We start from the raw sequence: 14818 nt of genomic DNA on the forward strand, positions 1-14818 counted from the left end.
CCATGAATGCAGCCATCCAGCTACACGCCAATACGGCCGATTTGAATGACGAGCAGGAGGCGTTCCGCGCTGCGGCGCGCGACTTTGCCGACAAGGAACTCGCACCGCACGCCGCGCATTGGGATGCGGAAAGCCACTTCCCGCGCGAGGCGATCGCCAAGGCGGCCGAACTGGGGTTCTGCGGGCTGTACACCGATGAGGGCGTGGGCGGCCTGGGCATGCGCCGGCTCGATGCCGCGGTGGTGTTCGAGGAACTCGCCACGGTCGATCCATCCACCTCGGCGTTCATCAGCATCCACAACATGGCCACCTGGTTGATCGCCAGCTACGGCAACGACGCGGTGCGCGCGCAGTGGGGCGAGGCGATGACCAGCGGCGCCAAGCTGGGTTCGTACTGCCTCACCGAGCCGGGTGCCGGCTCGGACGCGGCCTCGCTCAAGACGCGTGCACAGCGCGACGGCGACAGCTACCTGCTCAACGGCAGCAAGGCCTTCATTTCCGGCGCGGGCGCCACCGATGTGCTGGTGGTGATGGCCCGCACCGGCGACGATGGCGCGCGCGGCATCAGCGCCTTCGTGGTACCCGCCGATGCGCCCGGCATCAGCTACGGCCGCAAGGAAGAGAAGATGGGCTGGAACAGCCAGCCCACGCGCGGGGTGAGCTTCGAGAACGTGCGCATACCGGCCGGCAATCTGCTGGGCAAGGAGGGCGAAGGTTTCAAGATGGCGATGAAGGCGCTGGACGGCGGCCGCATCAATATTGCCGCCTGCTCGTTGGGAGCGGCACAAGGCGCGCTGGATGCCGCGCGTCGCTACATGGGCGAGCGCCGGCAGTTCGGCAAGAAGCTGGCCGATTTCCAGGCGCTGCAGTTCAAACTGGCTGACATGGCCACGCAACTGGTGGCCGCGCGGCAGATGGTGCACACAGCTGCGCGCAAGCTCGATGCCGGCAGCCACGATGCCACCGTGTGGTGCGCGATGGCCAAGCGCTTCGCCACCGACGCCGGCTTTGCGATCTGCGACGATGCCTTGCAGATCCACGGCGGCTACGGCTATATCCGCGAATATCCGATCGAGCGCCTGCTGCGCGATAGCCGCGTGCACCGCATCCTGGAAGGCACCAACGAAGTGATGCGCATGATCATTGCGCGCCACCTGCTCAACGGCGAGGAGGAATTGCGATGAGCGATTGGGCAACACGCACACATACCGGTTTACATGTCGAACGCGACGGCCATGTCGCCATCGTCACCCTGCGCAATCCGCCGGCCAACACCTGGACCGTGCACAGCCTTGCGGCCTTGCGCGATCTGGTCCGCGCGCTGGATGCGGACCGCAGCATCTACGCGCTGGTGATCACTGGCGACGGCGAGAAGTTCTTCAGTGCCGGCGCCGATCTCAAGCAGTTTGCCGACGGCGACAAGGCTGCTGCACGGGAGGCTGCGCGTCGCTTCGGCGAAGCCTTCGAGGCCTTGAGTGCGTTTCGCGGCGTGTCGATCGCCGCCATCAATGGCTATGCGATGGGCGGCGGTCTGGAGTGCGCGCTGGCCTGCGACCTGCGCATTGCCGAACAACACGCACAACTGGCCTTGCCGGAAGCCAGCGTCGGCTTGTTGCCGTGCGCCGGCGGCACCCAGAACCTGCCGCGCCTGGTCGGCGAGGGCTGGGCCAAGCGCATGATCCTGCTCGGTGAGCGTCTGGATGCCGCCACCGCGCACCGCATCGGCCTGGTGGAAGAGGTGGTGGGCACGGGCGAGTCGCGCGCGCTGGCCATCGCCTGGGCACAGCGCGCCGGCAAGCAAAGTCCGGCCAGCGTCGCAGCGTGCAAGCGCCTGGTGCAGTCCACCCGCCACGGCACGCATGCCGCCGCGCTGGTGGCAGAGCGCGAAGCCTTCGTCGACCTGTTCGAGCAGGCCGATCAGGCCGAGGGAGTGGCGGCCTTTCTCGAGAAGCGCGCACCGCAGTGGAGCAATGGCTGATGCTGGATGTGAGCCTCCCCGAAGAAGCCCCGGTGCTGTTCGAACAACGCGATTGCGCCGACGGGCATCGCATCGGTATCGCCACCTTGAATTCGCCCAGGACGCTCAACGGCCTGTCCTTGCAGATGACGCGCCTGCTGGATGCACAGCTGCGCATCTGGGCCGAAGATGCGCGGATTGTCTGCGTGGTGCTGCGTGGTGCCGGCGAGAAGGCGTTTTGCGCGGGTGGCGATCTGCATGGTCTGTACCAGAGCATGCGCGCGCATCGCGAGGCGGTGCCGGATGCGCAGCAACGTCGCGCGCAACCGCAGGGCAATGCGCACGCCGCTGCGTTCTTCGAAGAGGAATATCGGCTCGATCATCGCATCCACACCTACCCGAAGCCGCTGCTGTGCTGGGGCCACGGCATCGTCATGGGCGGCGGCATCGGCTTGATGTCCGGCGCCAGCCATCGTGTGGTCACCGAGCGCTCGCGGCTGGCGATGCCGGAGATCAGTGTCGGCCTGTTTCCCGACGTGGGTGGCAGTTGGTTGTTGCGCCGCGTGCCGCACGGCGCCGGATTGTTTCTGGCACTGACCGGCGCGCCGCTGGATGCCAGCGATGCCATCTATGCCGGGCTTGCGGATGTCCGCCTGGAACATGCGCAGTACGCGGCAGTGCTGGACGCCCTGGACGCGCATGCCTGGACAGGCGATGCCGATGAGGATCGCGCCCAGCTCGGTGCGTTCCTGCACGGGATTGCGCAACCGCTGGAGCCGGGCCCGCTGCAGGTGCATGCGGCGCTGATCGCGCAATTGGTGGCAGGCCAGACGCTGCAGGAGGTGGTCGCCGCAATCCTGGCACTGCAAAGCGAAGATGCCTGGCTGCAGGCCGCGCGTGCCACGCTGGCAGCCGGCGCCCCCGGCTCGGCGCGCCTGGCCTGGGAGCTGCAACGTCACCCGGGCACCGGCACGCTGGCAGACACCTTTCGCACCGAGTACGTGGTGGCGCTGCATGCCGCCGCGCATGGCGACTTCGCCGAAGGCATTCGCGCGCTGTTGATCGACAAGGACCGCACGCCGCAGTGGCAGCCTGCCGCGCTCGAACAGGCCGATGCGCAATGGGCGGCTGCATTCCTGCAATTGCCCTGGCCGCCTGCACGGCATCCGCTTGCCGATCTTGGCGCAGGTTGAGTCGCTGACACGCCGCTGCGAACGGTCTTGGCGGATGCGGACAATGAGCCGCATCTGCATTGCAGGACCGAGGGACGCCACTGCGCCCGTTTGCCGCGCTGCGCTGCGGCCGGGCACACCATTCAACGGCCGCGCCAGTCGGTGATGGCCGCCCAACCCTGGAAAACCACACCATGAGCAAGATCGCTTTTATCGGCCTGGGCAATATGGGCGGGCCGATGGCCGCCAACCTGAGCAAGGCCGGGCACCAGCTGCGGGTGTTCGATCTGGTACCCGCTGCGCTGGACGCGGCAGTCGCTGCCGGCGCGCATGCCGCCAGCTCCGCACACGACACCCTAGCCAACGCCGAGATCGTGATCTCGATGCTGCCGGCCAGCCGTCATGTCGAAGCGCTGTACCTCGGCGAGGCCGGGATCCTGGCGCAGATTCCCGAAGGTGCCCTGGTGATCGACTGCAGCACCATCGCACCCGCCAGCGCACGCAAGCTCGCCGCCGAGGCCCAGGCGCGTGGCCTGGCGATACTGGATGCGCCGGTCTCCGGTGGGACGGCGGGTGCGGCGGCAGGCAGCCTGACGTTTATCGTCGGCGGCGCCGCGCAGGTATTGGAGCGCGCGCGGCCGGTGTTGCAGGCAATGGGCAAGAACATCTTCCACGTCGGCGACAACGGCGCCGGCCAGGTCGCCAAACTGTGCAACAACATGGCGCTGGGCGTGATCATGGCCGCCACCGGCGAGGCGCTGGCGCTCGGCGTTGCGCAGGGGCTGGACCCGGCGGTGCTGTCGCAGATGATGGCGGTCAGCACCGGGCGCAGCTGGGCCACCGAAGTGTGCAATCCGTGGCCGGGCGTGTTGCCCAGCGCGCCGGCATCGCGCGGTTACAGCGGCGGCTTCGGCAACGATCTGATGCTCAAGGACCTGGGGCTGGTCGCCGAATCCGCAGTGCAGGCGGGCGTGTCGATTCCGCTCGGCGAGCTGGCACGCAATCTGTACGCGATCAACAGCCAGGCCGGCAACGGTGCGCTGGATTTCTCCAGCGTGATCAAGCTGGTGGCCAAGGTTTGAGAGCGGCTAACAAAGCGTTTAGGCCCACCGTCAAGGAGGCGTAGCCGGAGTGGCATTTCGCATCCGTCTGGAGAGTTGATCGAACTGGGGATGTTGACTGTAGAGCGGATGATCTGCGGCTTGGCTGCGAGGCCCTTGCCCGCCCACCCTCGCAGGACACGCCGCAAGTACGTCCCTGTAGGCTCTTACGCGGCATCCATGCCGCGTAAGGTCCCGCGACGGTGGGCGGGCAAGGACCAGTCGAGTTGATCGGTGTGCATGTTTTTTTCAATAACACAGCTAGCAAACTGTCTGATGCGGTGAGGGCACCGCGCACTCGACGCTGTGGTTTTGCTGCAGGGCCCTTGCCCGCCCACCCTCGCAGGACACGCCGCAAGTACGTCCTTGTAGGCTCTTACGCGGCATCCATGCCGCGTAAGGTCCCGCGACGGTGGGCGGGCAAGGACCTGTCGAGTTGATCGGTGTGCATGGTTTTCAGTAAGACAGCCAGCAAACTGTCTGGTGCGGGGGTCCTCGCCGATTGCGGGACCGTGTGGCGGCATGGATGCCGCCACCGAGCCTCCACGGATGGATTCACGGCGTGTCCCGCGAGCGGTGAGGGCACCGCGCACTCGACGCTGTGGTTTTGCTGCAGAGCCCCCTTGCCCGCCCACCATCGCAGGACATGCCGCAAGTACGTCCGTGTAGGCTCTTACGCGGCATCCATGCCGCGTAAGGTCCCGCGACGGTGGGCGGGCAAGGACCAGTCACGATGGTCGGTACGCATGGTTGCAAGCAGGGGGCAAGCAGGGCATGCAGCGCAGCCGTCCGATGAAGTGGGGTTTGATCAGCTTCTTTCTATCCGAGCAGTGTCACTGCCAATACGACATCACTCCACCCGCGAACGAAAGCGAGGGTGGCCGACACGTTGCCGCTATCGCTGCGGCGTTTGAGAGGTTCTGTTGGCCGCTCCAAGTCGCTATCCGGCCTGGGCAACAAGGTGCAGCGCCGCGCTCGCGTGATGTGATGTCATCACGCCCGGGTGTAATAGTCTCCGCCATCGCGTGCGCCTAAGGTGCGCGCATTGCACGAGGCCACCGCATCCATGGGACACGACCACAACCACGCACCCAGCGACATCCGCCACGAGACACCGCTGTGGTGGGCGCTGGGACTCACCGCCACGTTCCTGCTGGCGGAAGTCATCGGTGCGTTCATCACCAACAGCCTGGCGCTGCTGTCCGATGCCGCACATATGGCCACCGACACCGTCGGCCTGATGATCGCCCTGCTTGCCGTGCGCCTGAGCCGTCGTCCTGCCGATGCGCGCCGCACCTATGGTTACGTGCGGCTGGAAGCGCTCGGCGCGCTGGCGAACGGCGCGCTGTTGTTCGCAGTCGGCGCCTACATTCTCTGGGAGGCCGCGCAGCGCTTCCGCGCACCGCAAGATATTTCCTCCAGCGGCATGCTGCTGATCGCCGGTTTCGGCCTGGTGATCAATCTGATCGCCATGAAGCTGCTGCACGCCGGCAGCGGCGAGAGCCTCAACGTCAAGGGGGCCTATCTGGAGGTCTGGAGCGACATGCTTGGCTCGGTGGCGGTAATCATCGGCGCGTTGCTGATCCGCTGGACCGGCTGGCAGTGGATCGACCCGGTGCTGGCCGTGCTGATCGGCCTGTGGGTGCTGCCGCGCACCTGGGTGCTGCTGCGCGAGGCGATCAACGTGCTGCTGGAAGGCGTGCCCAAGGGCATCGATCTGCCGCAGGTGCAGCAGGCGCTGACCAGCTACCCCGGCGTCGAAGACGTGCACGACCTGCATGTCTGGGCATTGGCCTCCAGCACGCCCGCGCTCACCGCCCACGTGGTGGTCAGCGAAACCACCGACCGCGACCGCCTGCGCGACGCCCTCACCGAGCTGCTGCACGCGCGTTTCGAGATCACCCACGTCACCTTGCAGGTAGAGAGTGGCGACTGCGGCACCGAGCCGTGTGGCGCGGCGCCGGCCGCGCAAGGCTCCGCGCATGACGATCACCGTGGTCACGCGCACTCGCACGGCGGCCATTCGCACTGACGCGGACCACGCCGTCTGATCGGCGGTCGAATGGCATTGCCTGGAGCAGGACCCAGCCAGGCCAGCGTGTCCGATCGAGGGGAGAGCCATCCTGCTGCCGAGCTGCCGCCCAGGTCGTATGATCGAGCCGGGGAAGACTGCGAGGCCGGCGGCGCGATGGCGGTACAGATCGAACAACGCAACGAACGCATTGCCGCGCTGATCGCCGAGGCGGGCGCGGCAGCATCGGCCGGGCAATGGCAACAGGCCGAGCAATTGTGGACACAGGTGCGCCAGTTGGCACCGACGCACCCGCAGGCCTTGTACAGCCTGGGCGTGCACGCCTACCAGCGCGGCGATGCAACGGCGGCGCTGGAGTACCTGGCAGGCGCACGCGCAAGCAGCCCGGGCGATCCGATGATCGTGCTGACCATTGCGGTGGTGAAGCAGGCGCAAGGCGATGTGGATGGCGAATGGCAGGCCATCAGCGCGGCGTTGGCGCTGGATGCGTACTTCCTGCCCGGGCTGCTGGCAAAGGCCGCATTCCTGCAGGCGCGTGGCCGTCCGCGCGCCGCCGCCGGTGTCTATCGCGATGCGCTGAAGGTCGCGCCGCCGGAGCCGCAGTGGCCTGCGGTGTTGCGTCGCAAGCTGGCCCTGGCCACGCAGGCAGTGGAGCAGGACACGCTTGAGCTGGAGGCGCAATTGCGCGCCGTCCTGGACGCTCCTGGCATCGCCGTGAACGCCGCGCTCGCAGGACGCTGGGAGGAAGCGGCCGCGATCGCATGCGGGCGCAGTCGCCCGTTCCATTCCCAATCCAACCGCTTGTACATCCCGCGACTGCCAGCCCTGCCGTTTCACCCGCCGGACGCGTTCCCCTGGATCGCTGCAGTACAGCGTCAGACCGAGGCGATCGCGCAGGAACTGCGCGCCGTCATGCGCGAGGACAAGGGCGGCTTTGCACCGTATATCGCCTACGCGCAGGACCAGCCGGTCAATCAGTGGAAGGAGCTCAACCATTCGCCGGCATGGAGTTCCTATCCGCTGTGGGCACATGGACAGCCGGTGGATGAACATCTGCGGCAGTGCCCAGCAACCGCCGCCGCGTTGGCATTGGTCGATGCGGCGCAGATCGACGGCGTGTGCCCCAACGCGATGTTTTCGGTGCTTGCGCCGCAGACGGTCATTCCGCCGCACCATGGTGAGACCAACGCACGTCTGGTGGCGCATCTTGCGTTGATCGTGCCCGAGGGCTGCAGCTTCCGGGTCGGTTACGACTGGCGGCAGTGGGAGGTCGGCAAGGTGCTGGTGTTCGACGACTCGATCGAGCATGAGGCGCGCAACGCGAGCGCGCAGCTGCGTGCGGTGCTGATCTTCGATGTCTGGAACCCGTTGCTGAGCCAGGAGGAGCGGCAGATGGTCAATGCCATGGAGACGGCGATTGCGCACCACCGTGCGGGATGAGGTTTTGCCGGTAGTCGGCCGCTTCAGTCCGCAGGCATGATGCCGAACCGGGCAAGTGTGTCGCGCAGCGGAGCGAGCTGGGTCGCGTAGGGCTTCCAGCGTCCGGACGCATCGCCATGCAGGGGCTGGCGCACCTGCCAGTAGCTGGCTGTCCTGACGGCTCCAGGCGCCTTGTGGAAATCCAGGCAATCCGGTTCCCAGGGCAACTGCAAAAAGTCCAGCAGTGCGCGCAGGCTGGGCTCCGGCGCGGCGACAAAGGCGTCGTAGTCGAACGTGTGGATACCGTCCGGATACAGCGACAGCCAATGCGCCATCAGTCGCTGGTAGGCGGCATAGAAATGCCCGATGTCCTCCAGCCGGCCCGCATAGTCAAACCGTTGTGGATTGAGCTGCTGCATGAAGATCGACAGCCCGTTGTCCAGCGGGTGACGACGTGTGTGCACGATCCTGGCCGCCGGAAACAGCTGCTTGATCAGCCCGATCAGTAGAAAGTTGTCGGGGCGCTTGTCGGTGATGTAGCGCAGTTGCGCGTGATGGGGGACGGCCGCAGCCACGCGTTGACGATAGGCCGCGGCCAGCTGCGCCAGCGTGTGCGAGGACAGATGCTGCGCGGCTTGCGGGAATGGCGACAGCGACTGTGCAACCAGTCGCGGCAGCGCATCCAGTTCGCCCCCGGCGGCAATGCACGAGTGGCGCGACAAGGCCTGTTCGATCAAGGTGGAGCCGGAGCGGAACATGCCGCAGATAAACAGTGGCGGTACCGCGTCGTCGACAGCGGCCATGGGCTGTGACGGGCGCGCGTCGCTTGCATCGGCAAATACCGCAGCGATGCTGTCGAACTGCTGTTGTGTGCGGATCGGGTCGTAGCGCCGCGCATGTGCATGGCCATGCCGGTTGGCGGCACTGGCCGCAGCGAATGCCTGGCTGTGCAGGCCGAGGCGGTCATAGGCATGGGCCACTGCATGCAGCAGCGTGGCCGTCAACGCAGGATCCTGCCCCGTGGCCGAGCCTGCCTGCGCAAGTGCGAGCAAGCGTGTGTCCTGCGCATGGGTTGGAGGATCCAGGTGCAGCAGGCGTGCGGTGGCTTGCAGCTGCAGCGCCCGTGTCTGGGCATCGACAGGAGGATTGGCGAGCAGCCGACGATAGGCGGCGACCGCCTGGTCGCGTGCGCCCAGCTCTTCCTGCAGGTTACCCAGATTGAGCAAGGCAGGGGCGTAGTCCGGCCGGCACTGCAGTGCCAGGTCGAGTTCCTTCAGCGCTGCCGCCTCCTGATGTAGATGGTCGCTCAGCAGCGCGGCGCGATTGAGGTGGATCTGTTCCGGCAGCGCGGCACCGTGCTGCAATGCCTGCGCATAAGCGTCCAGTGCGGCGGATGCCTCGCCGGTCTGGCGCAGCAGATATCCCAGGTTGTACCAGGCATCGGCGCAGCGGGGCTGCGCCTGCAGGATGCGGCGATAGGCGGCGATTGCCTGCGCCAGATGGCCTTGTTGCAGTAAGCGTGCGGCGTGCTGCAAGGACGGGTCCAAGGCGTTTTCCAGGCATTCTTGCAGCGGGCGGGAGACCTGCAGCTTAGGCGGCGCCAGCGGTGCGTTCAATCGCCCCGTGGCCGGACGGTGATGAGCAGTCTTTCCTGCGTTCGCCGCTTGCCTTGTATGCTCTGCTGCAATCGACGAGTGAAGATGCGCGCATGCACAAGCGAGTGGTGTGGGGGCTGACGGTGTTGAGCTGCGCCTGTGCGGCATCGGCGCAGGACGTGCCGACGCATCGCTGCGCCGAAGTGCTTGATCCCTTGCCGCGGCTGGCCTGCTACGACGCCAGCTTCCCGCCAACGCAGGCGGTGCGGGCGGCGGAGGCGGACAGGGCAGTCAGGGCATTCGGCCGCAGCAGCCAACAGGCCTCGGCAGCGACAGGTGCGCAGCAATCAGTACCTGCGCAACTCACCGCGAAGGTGCTCGCGGTGGCGTATCAGCCAGACGGTACGCGCATCGTGTCGCTGGACAGTCGCCAGCGTTGGGCGCTGACGGAAGCGACCAGCCGCGGGCCGCTGGCCGATGGCGAGGTCGTGGTGATCCGCAAGGCCGCAATGGGAAGCTACATGCTGGTCACCGCTGCCGGTGTGGCGCTACGCGCCCGCCGTATCGACTAGCCAGGCCACAGACGGCATCGCAACAAACAGAAGAGAACGAATGACTGAGAGACAGCTGCGCGCACTGTTGCACAACGGGTATCAACTGCTGCGTCAGGGACGTTATGCCGAGGCAGCCGTGTTTGCGGACCGCGCCTGCGCAGAGCAGCCTGGCAATGCGCATCTGCTGGAGCTTGCCAGTGAAGCCCGGCTGGCCAACGGCGATCCGCAGGCCGCAGCCGACCGCATCGCACAGGCCGCGGCGGTTGCAACGTCATCGCTCCCGCTATTGATCAAGTACGGTAGCTTGCTGCTGCAGCTGCGTCGCCGACGCGAGGCCCGGCTTGTCGCCGGCCAGGCGCAGGCGTTGGCGGCCGCCGACGGCGCTGCATGGTGGCGGATCGGTGCGCTGTACAGTGGCTGCCACGAGGTGGCGGCCGCCCGCGACGCGTATCGGCATGCGATGACATTGCTGGGAGAACAGCCCGGCTTGCTGTACGACCTTGCCACCATGCAGTTCTTTGGCGGTGAATTCGATGCGGCTGAGCGCACCCTGGAGCGGCTATTGCAACTGGCACCCGGCACGGGCGATGCCTTGTACCTGCGCGCCACGCTCCGGCGCCAGACCGGGCAGCACAACCATCTGGACGATCTGCGTCACCGCTTGACCACGCTATCGGAACCATCCGCCCGAGCGGCCGGTCTGTACGCCTTGAGCAAGGAGCTAGAGGACCTGGGCCAGCATGCGGAGTCGTTCGAGACATTGACCACCGCAGCGGCCTGCAAGCGCAAGACAATGCAATACGACGTTGCTGCCGAGTGTGCGCATATCGCTCAGGTGCGCGAGGCGTACGACCCGGCTTCCTTGCGCGCACTGCAACCTGGTCATGCGGGCGAGGGGGCGATCTTCATCGTCGGTTTGCCACGCTCCGGCACCACCTTGCTGGAGCGCCTGCTGATCCAGCGCGGCGGTGCACGCTCGGCCGGGGAGCTGATGGATTTCGGTGCGTTGCTCGGCAGTGCGACCTCCGGCGTACTGTCGACCAATCCCGAACTGACCGCCGCCCAGGCATCGCTGCAGATCGATTTCGCGGCGCTTGGGCAGGAGTATCTGCGCGGCGCCCGTGAGCTGGTGCACGACCATCCGGTGTTCATCGACAAGCTGCCGGTCAATTACCTGTATTGCGGCATGATTGCCGCCGCGCTGCCGCGTGCACGCATCATTCATCTGGTGCGCGATCCGCTAGACACCTGTTATGCGATGTACAAGACCTTGTTCTACAACGCCTATCCGTTCTCGTATGCGCTCGATGAGCTCGCGGATTATTACCTGGCCTACCAGCAGACCATGCGGCACTGGCATGCGGTGCTGCCCGGCAGCATTCTTGACGTGCACTACGAGGAGTTGGTGCGCGATACCGACCAGCAGATCACCCGGGTGCTGAGCTGGTGCGGGCTGACGCGCAGTGACACCATCACCGAACTGGAGCATGTGCCGTTCGTGACTGCGAGCGCAGCGCAGGTGCGCGGCGATGTCCACCAACGCTCGGTGCATAGCTCTCGGCGTCATCTGGACGGACTGCTGCCAGTGTTGACGCGACTTCAGGCAGCTGGCGTGATCGTGCCCGGCGTCGAAGCGTTGTAAGAGTTTTTCGCTGGCCGACCAATAGTTCTTGCAACTGAGCGAGCGGTTGGCTCGCGACCAACGAACGAAAAAGGCGGAATCGGGCTCCACGAGAGAAAAGAGCGCCATCGGGCCGCTTTTTCCGGGACATCCGCACTCTTTTGGGGATTCGCCGCACCGATTCGGAGCATTTCTGAATGGCGCTTTAATTCTCCTCAACGTGGTCTTAACATCGGGTTGGCAACGTTTTTTCGGGCGCTCTTTCGTCCGGCCGTTCGCCAGTGTGGAAGCGCAGTTTGATGCGCTTGCCAACGACGTCGCAGCACGTGCCGGCATTGCCTCAGATGCCGATGCGGTGCGTTGCGCTTACCCGTTCGAACTTCTCGGAGAGAGAGATGAGATTGAAGACCACCAAGCTGCGCGACGCCATCCGGGTATCGCTCACGGTTGGCGCTGCGGCGTTGGCCCTGTCGGGAACCGTGAGCGCGCAGGAGCAGCCCTCGACGGAACTCAAGAGCCTGGACGCGATCAGTGTCACCGGTACGCGCATCAAGAGCCAGACGATGACTGCCTCCAGTCCGGTGGCAGAGATCAACAAGGAAGAATTCCAGTACACCGGCTCGACCAAGGTCGAAGATCTGATCAACCAGTACCCGCAGCTCTCGGCGAGCTTCGACAACTTCGCCAACAATGGCTCGCAGGGGTATGCGACCGTCGATCTGCGTGGATTGGGCGCGCAGCGCACCTTGACCCTGGTCAACGGCAGGCGCATTCCCAAAGGCATCGGCGAGAGTCCGGACATCAGCATCATTCCGGCAGCGCTGGTGCGCCGCGTGGATATCCTCACCGGCGGCGCCTCGGCGGTGTACGGCTCCGATGCCGTCGCCGGCGTGGTCAATTTCGTGCTCGACGACGAGTTCGAAGGTGTCAGTGTCGACATGGGCTACAACGCCTACCAGCACGACAACGGCAACACCTTGATGCGCGGCCTGATGGACGACGCCGGTTACGATTATCCGACTGGAAACTCCGGTTTCGACGGCATCTCGCGCAATGTGGACCTGGCCATCGGCGGCAGCTTCGGTGAGGCGGGGCATGCCACCGCATGGGCCACCTGGCGCGAAAACGATCCACTGCTGCAGGGCCAGCGCGATTACTCCGCATGCGCGTTGAGCAACCGCGGCACGGCGTGCGGCGGCTCTGCCACCGCAGATCCGGCCAACTTCTATGTCGTCGCTCCGTCGGCTGGCGCGTTCTACGTGCAGCCTTCAGCTGGCGGCACCTGGTCGCAGGTCGCATCCCCGAATCTCTACAACTTCGCGCCGTTGAATTACTACCAGCGTCCGGATACGCGCTACACGGCCGGCACCAACATCAAGTACGAGGTCAACGAGCACTTCAAGCCCTATCTCGAAACTCTGTTCGTCAACCGCAAGAGTTCGACCCAGATCGCGCCGTCGGGCGCGTTTTTCACCGACCTCAACGTCAACTGCGCCACCTCGGTGATCGGTAGCCTGTGCAACGATGTGGGCATCACCGACGACGAGTTCACCGTCTACGTAGCCAAGCGCAACGTCGAAGGCGGCCCGCGCATCACCGACTCGGATACCAACAGTTTCAGCATCACCACCGGCGCCCAGGGCGACATCAACGACAACTGGTCGTACGACGCCTCGTTCACCTACAACCGCAGCACCACCAAGTCGGAAAACAGGAACGACTTCGTGACCACGCGCGTACGCGATGCACTACTGGGCTGCCAGCCTGGTTCGTTCGATGGTTGCGTGCCCTACAGCGTGTGGACCGACAGTGTCACCGCAGCAGAGGCAGAGGCGTTGCAGGGCGTGGGTATCGTCAACTACGAAACCTCCATGCGCGTGTTCAACGCCTATGTGACCGGCAATTTCGGCTACAGCCTGCCGTGGGCCGGCGATAACCCGATCAGTCTGGTCGGCGGTGTCGAGACCCGTACCGAAACCTTCAAGCGGGTGGCCGACAGCAACATGCAGACCGGCAACTTCACCGGCCTGGGTGGACCGACCTCCAATGTGTCCGGCGACATCGGCGTCAAGGAACTGTTCCTCGAAGGCGCGGTGCCGCTGGTGGCGCAGGCCGGTAGCCTGGATCACCTCGACATGCAGCTTGGCTATCGCTATTCGGACTACGACACCTCCGGTGGCGTGAGTACCTACAAGGCCGGTCTGGGTGCAACATTCGTCGATGGCAAGTACCACCTGCGCGCGGGCTGGAACCGTGCGATCCGCGCTCCGAACGTGACCGAGCTGTATAACGAAAATACGATCGGACTGTGGAGCGGTAGCGATCCGTGTGCCGGTGCCAATCCGGTCTTTACCCAGGCCCAGTGCGCCAACACCGGTGTAACTGCGGCGCAATACGGCCGCGTTGCAGCCAACCCGGCCGGCCAGTACAACGAAATCGGCGGCGGCAATACGACATTGCAGCCGGAAACGGCCAACACCTGGACCGTCGGTTTTGCTGCCAGCCCGATCAAGGGGCTCGATCTGAGCGTGGATTACTACGACATCAAGATCGACGACGCGATCCGCAGCATCGGCTCGTCCAACATCCTCACCGCATGCGGCGTGACCGGTAATGCGGATATCTGCAGCCGCGTGCGCCGCAATGCCACGACGGGCGATCTGTTCCGCGGTAGTGATCCGGACGTGTCCGGTCTGATCCTCAATTCCCAGGATAATTTTGGTTCGTTGCATTTCCAGGGCGTGGATCTGACCGCATCGTATGCCTGGAGCGTCGGCCCCGGGCGCCTGACCGCCTCGATGATGGGCAGCTACGCCATCAAGCAAGAGTACGAGCCGGTTCCGGGTGTGCAGGAAGTGACCTACGACTGCGCGGGCGTGGTCAACGTGGCCTGCAACAGTGCCGAATGGCGGCATGTGCTGAGCACGCGCTACAGCTTCGATCGCTACACCGTCGGTCTGCGCTGGCGTTATAACGGTGAGCTGGATTACCAGAACACCGACGGCACCCGTGGCACAACCGACGTACGCCTAGTGAACCAGGACAACAAGGTGTCGGCATACAACTACTTCGACCTGTCCGGTTCGATGCAGTTGGGCGATTACGTCACCTGGACGTTGGGCATCAACAACATCGCCGACAAGGAGCCGCCGCTGGTGGGCGGCAGCCTGACCTTCAACGGCAACTCGCTCGCTGGTTACGACCAAGCGGGTCGTTACTTCTTTACCAGTGTGGGTCTGCGTTTCTGAGGCACGTTGCAAGTTGGTAAAAACAACGGCGAGCCTTGGCTCGCCGTTGTTCTTTGTTGCCTGTGAAAGCGTGTGTCGATGGCTCGCCGCGCTGCAACCTGCAGATCACCCCAGTCGCCG

At 65.1% G+C, this 14818-nt stretch carries 10 protein-coding genes; 9 read left to right on the plus strand and 1 reads right to left on the minus strand.

Annotation, left to right across the window (positions count from 1 at the left end; translation table 11 throughout):
- Positions 1-2: 2 nt before the first annotated feature.
- From KHN93_RS06700 to KHN93_RS06725, 6 genes are all read left to right on the plus strand, one after another.
- Complete coding sequence (locus tag KHN93_RS06700) at positions 3-1184, plus strand: acyl-CoA dehydrogenase family protein (protein ID WP_039520097.1); 1182 nt, start codon at positions 3-5, stop codon at positions 1182-1184.
- Positions 1181-1978, plus strand: a complete 798-nt coding sequence (locus KHN93_RS06705; protein WP_016903185.1) for an enoyl-CoA hydratase — start codon at positions 1181-1183, stop codon at positions 1976-1978. The genes KHN93_RS06700 and KHN93_RS06705 overlap by 4 nt, the downstream gene beginning before the upstream one ends.
- Positions 1963-3150 carry an enoyl-CoA hydratase/isomerase family protein gene (locus KHN93_RS06710; protein ID WP_181141939.1) on the plus strand — a complete coding sequence of 396 codons (1188 nt, stop codon included), beginning with the start codon at positions 1963-1965 and terminating at the stop codon, positions 3148-3150. Before KHN93_RS06705 ends, KHN93_RS06710 begins: the two co-directional genes overlap by 16 nt.
- 158 nt (positions 3151-3308) lie before the next feature.
- Positions 3309-4211 (plus strand): 3-hydroxyisobutyrate dehydrogenase, encoded by a 903-nt coding sequence (gene mmsB / locus KHN93_RS06715; RefSeq protein ID WP_181141940.1) that lies wholly within the window; start codon positions 3309-3311, stop codon positions 4209-4211.
- A gap of 1084 nt (positions 4212-5295) precedes the next feature.
- Complete coding sequence (locus KHN93_RS06720) at positions 5296-6261, plus strand: cation diffusion facilitator family transporter (protein WP_104560959.1); 966 nt, start codon at positions 5296-5298, stop codon at positions 6259-6261.
- A gap of 156 nt (positions 6262-6417) precedes the next feature.
- A complete protein-coding gene (locus KHN93_RS06725; RefSeq protein WP_104560961.1) occupies positions 6418-7701 on the plus strand; it encodes an aspartyl/asparaginyl beta-hydroxylase domain-containing protein in 1284 nt (427 codons plus the stop codon).
- A 23-nt stretch (positions 7702-7724) separates the two neighbouring features.
- On the opposite strand, the gene KHN93_RS06730 is transcribed toward KHN93_RS06725, so the two are convergent.
- A complete protein-coding gene (locus tag KHN93_RS06730; RefSeq protein WP_104561026.1) occupies positions 7725-9227 on the minus strand; it encodes a tetratricopeptide repeat-containing sulfotransferase family protein in 1503 nt (500 codons plus the stop codon).
- 161 nt (positions 9228-9388) lie between these two features.
- Here KHN93_RS06730 and KHN93_RS06735 point away from each other — a divergent pair, with 161 nt between their 5' ends.
- The 3 genes from KHN93_RS06735 to KHN93_RS06745 all read left to right on the plus strand — a co-directional run bounded on the left by KHN93_RS06735 (position 9389) and on the right by KHN93_RS06745 (position 14698).
- Positions 9389-9847: a hypothetical protein gene (locus KHN93_RS06735; protein ID WP_104561028.1), complete on the plus strand. Its 459-nt coding sequence runs from the start codon at positions 9389-9391 to the stop codon at positions 9845-9847.
- Positions 9848-9887: 40 nt separating this feature from the next.
- The gene (locus tag KHN93_RS06740; RefSeq protein WP_104594882.1) at positions 9888-11471 is read left to right on the plus strand and encodes a tetratricopeptide repeat-containing sulfotransferase family protein; all 1584 of its coding nucleotides are present in this window, start codon (positions 9888-9890) and stop codon (positions 11469-11471) included.
- 374 nt (positions 11472-11845) lie between these two features.
- On the plus strand, positions 11846-14698 hold the full coding sequence (locus KHN93_RS06745; protein WP_212579302.1) for a TonB-dependent receptor: 2853 nt from the start codon (positions 11846-11848) through the stop codon (positions 14696-14698).
- The last annotated feature ends 120 nt before the right edge of the window (positions 14699-14818 follow it).

The sequence above is a fragment of the Xanthomonas arboricola pv. juglandis genome (assembly GCF_905367715.1).
GTDB lineage: Bacteria > Pseudomonadota > Gammaproteobacteria > Xanthomonadales > Xanthomonadaceae > Xanthomonas > Xanthomonas arboricola.

Coding starts and splice junctions, on each gene's coding strand:
- KHN93_RS06725 (WP_104560961.1), top strand. CDS start 6,418: ATGGCGGTACAGATCGAACAACGCAACGAACGCATTGCCGCGCTGATC.
- KHN93_RS06740 (WP_104594882.1), top strand. CDS start 9,888: ATGACTGAGAGACAGCTGCGCGCACTGTTGCACAACGGGTATCAACTG.
- KHN93_RS06735 (WP_104561028.1), top strand. CDS start 9,389: ATGCACAAGCGAGTGGTGTGGGGGCTGACGGTGTTGAGCTGCGCCTGT.
- KHN93_RS06700 (WP_039520097.1), top strand. CDS start 3: ATGAATGCAGCCATCCAGCTACACGCCAATACGGCCGATTTGAATGAC.
- KHN93_RS06705 (WP_016903185.1), top strand. CDS start 1,181: ATGAGCGATTGGGCAACACGCACACATACCGGTTTACATGTCGAACGC.
- KHN93_RS06720 (WP_104560959.1), top strand. CDS start 5,296: ATGGGACACGACCACAACCACGCACCCAGCGACATCCGCCACGAGACA.
- KHN93_RS06745 (WP_212579302.1), top strand. CDS start 11,846: ATGAGATTGAAGACCACCAAGCTGCGCGACGCCATCCGGGTATCGCTC.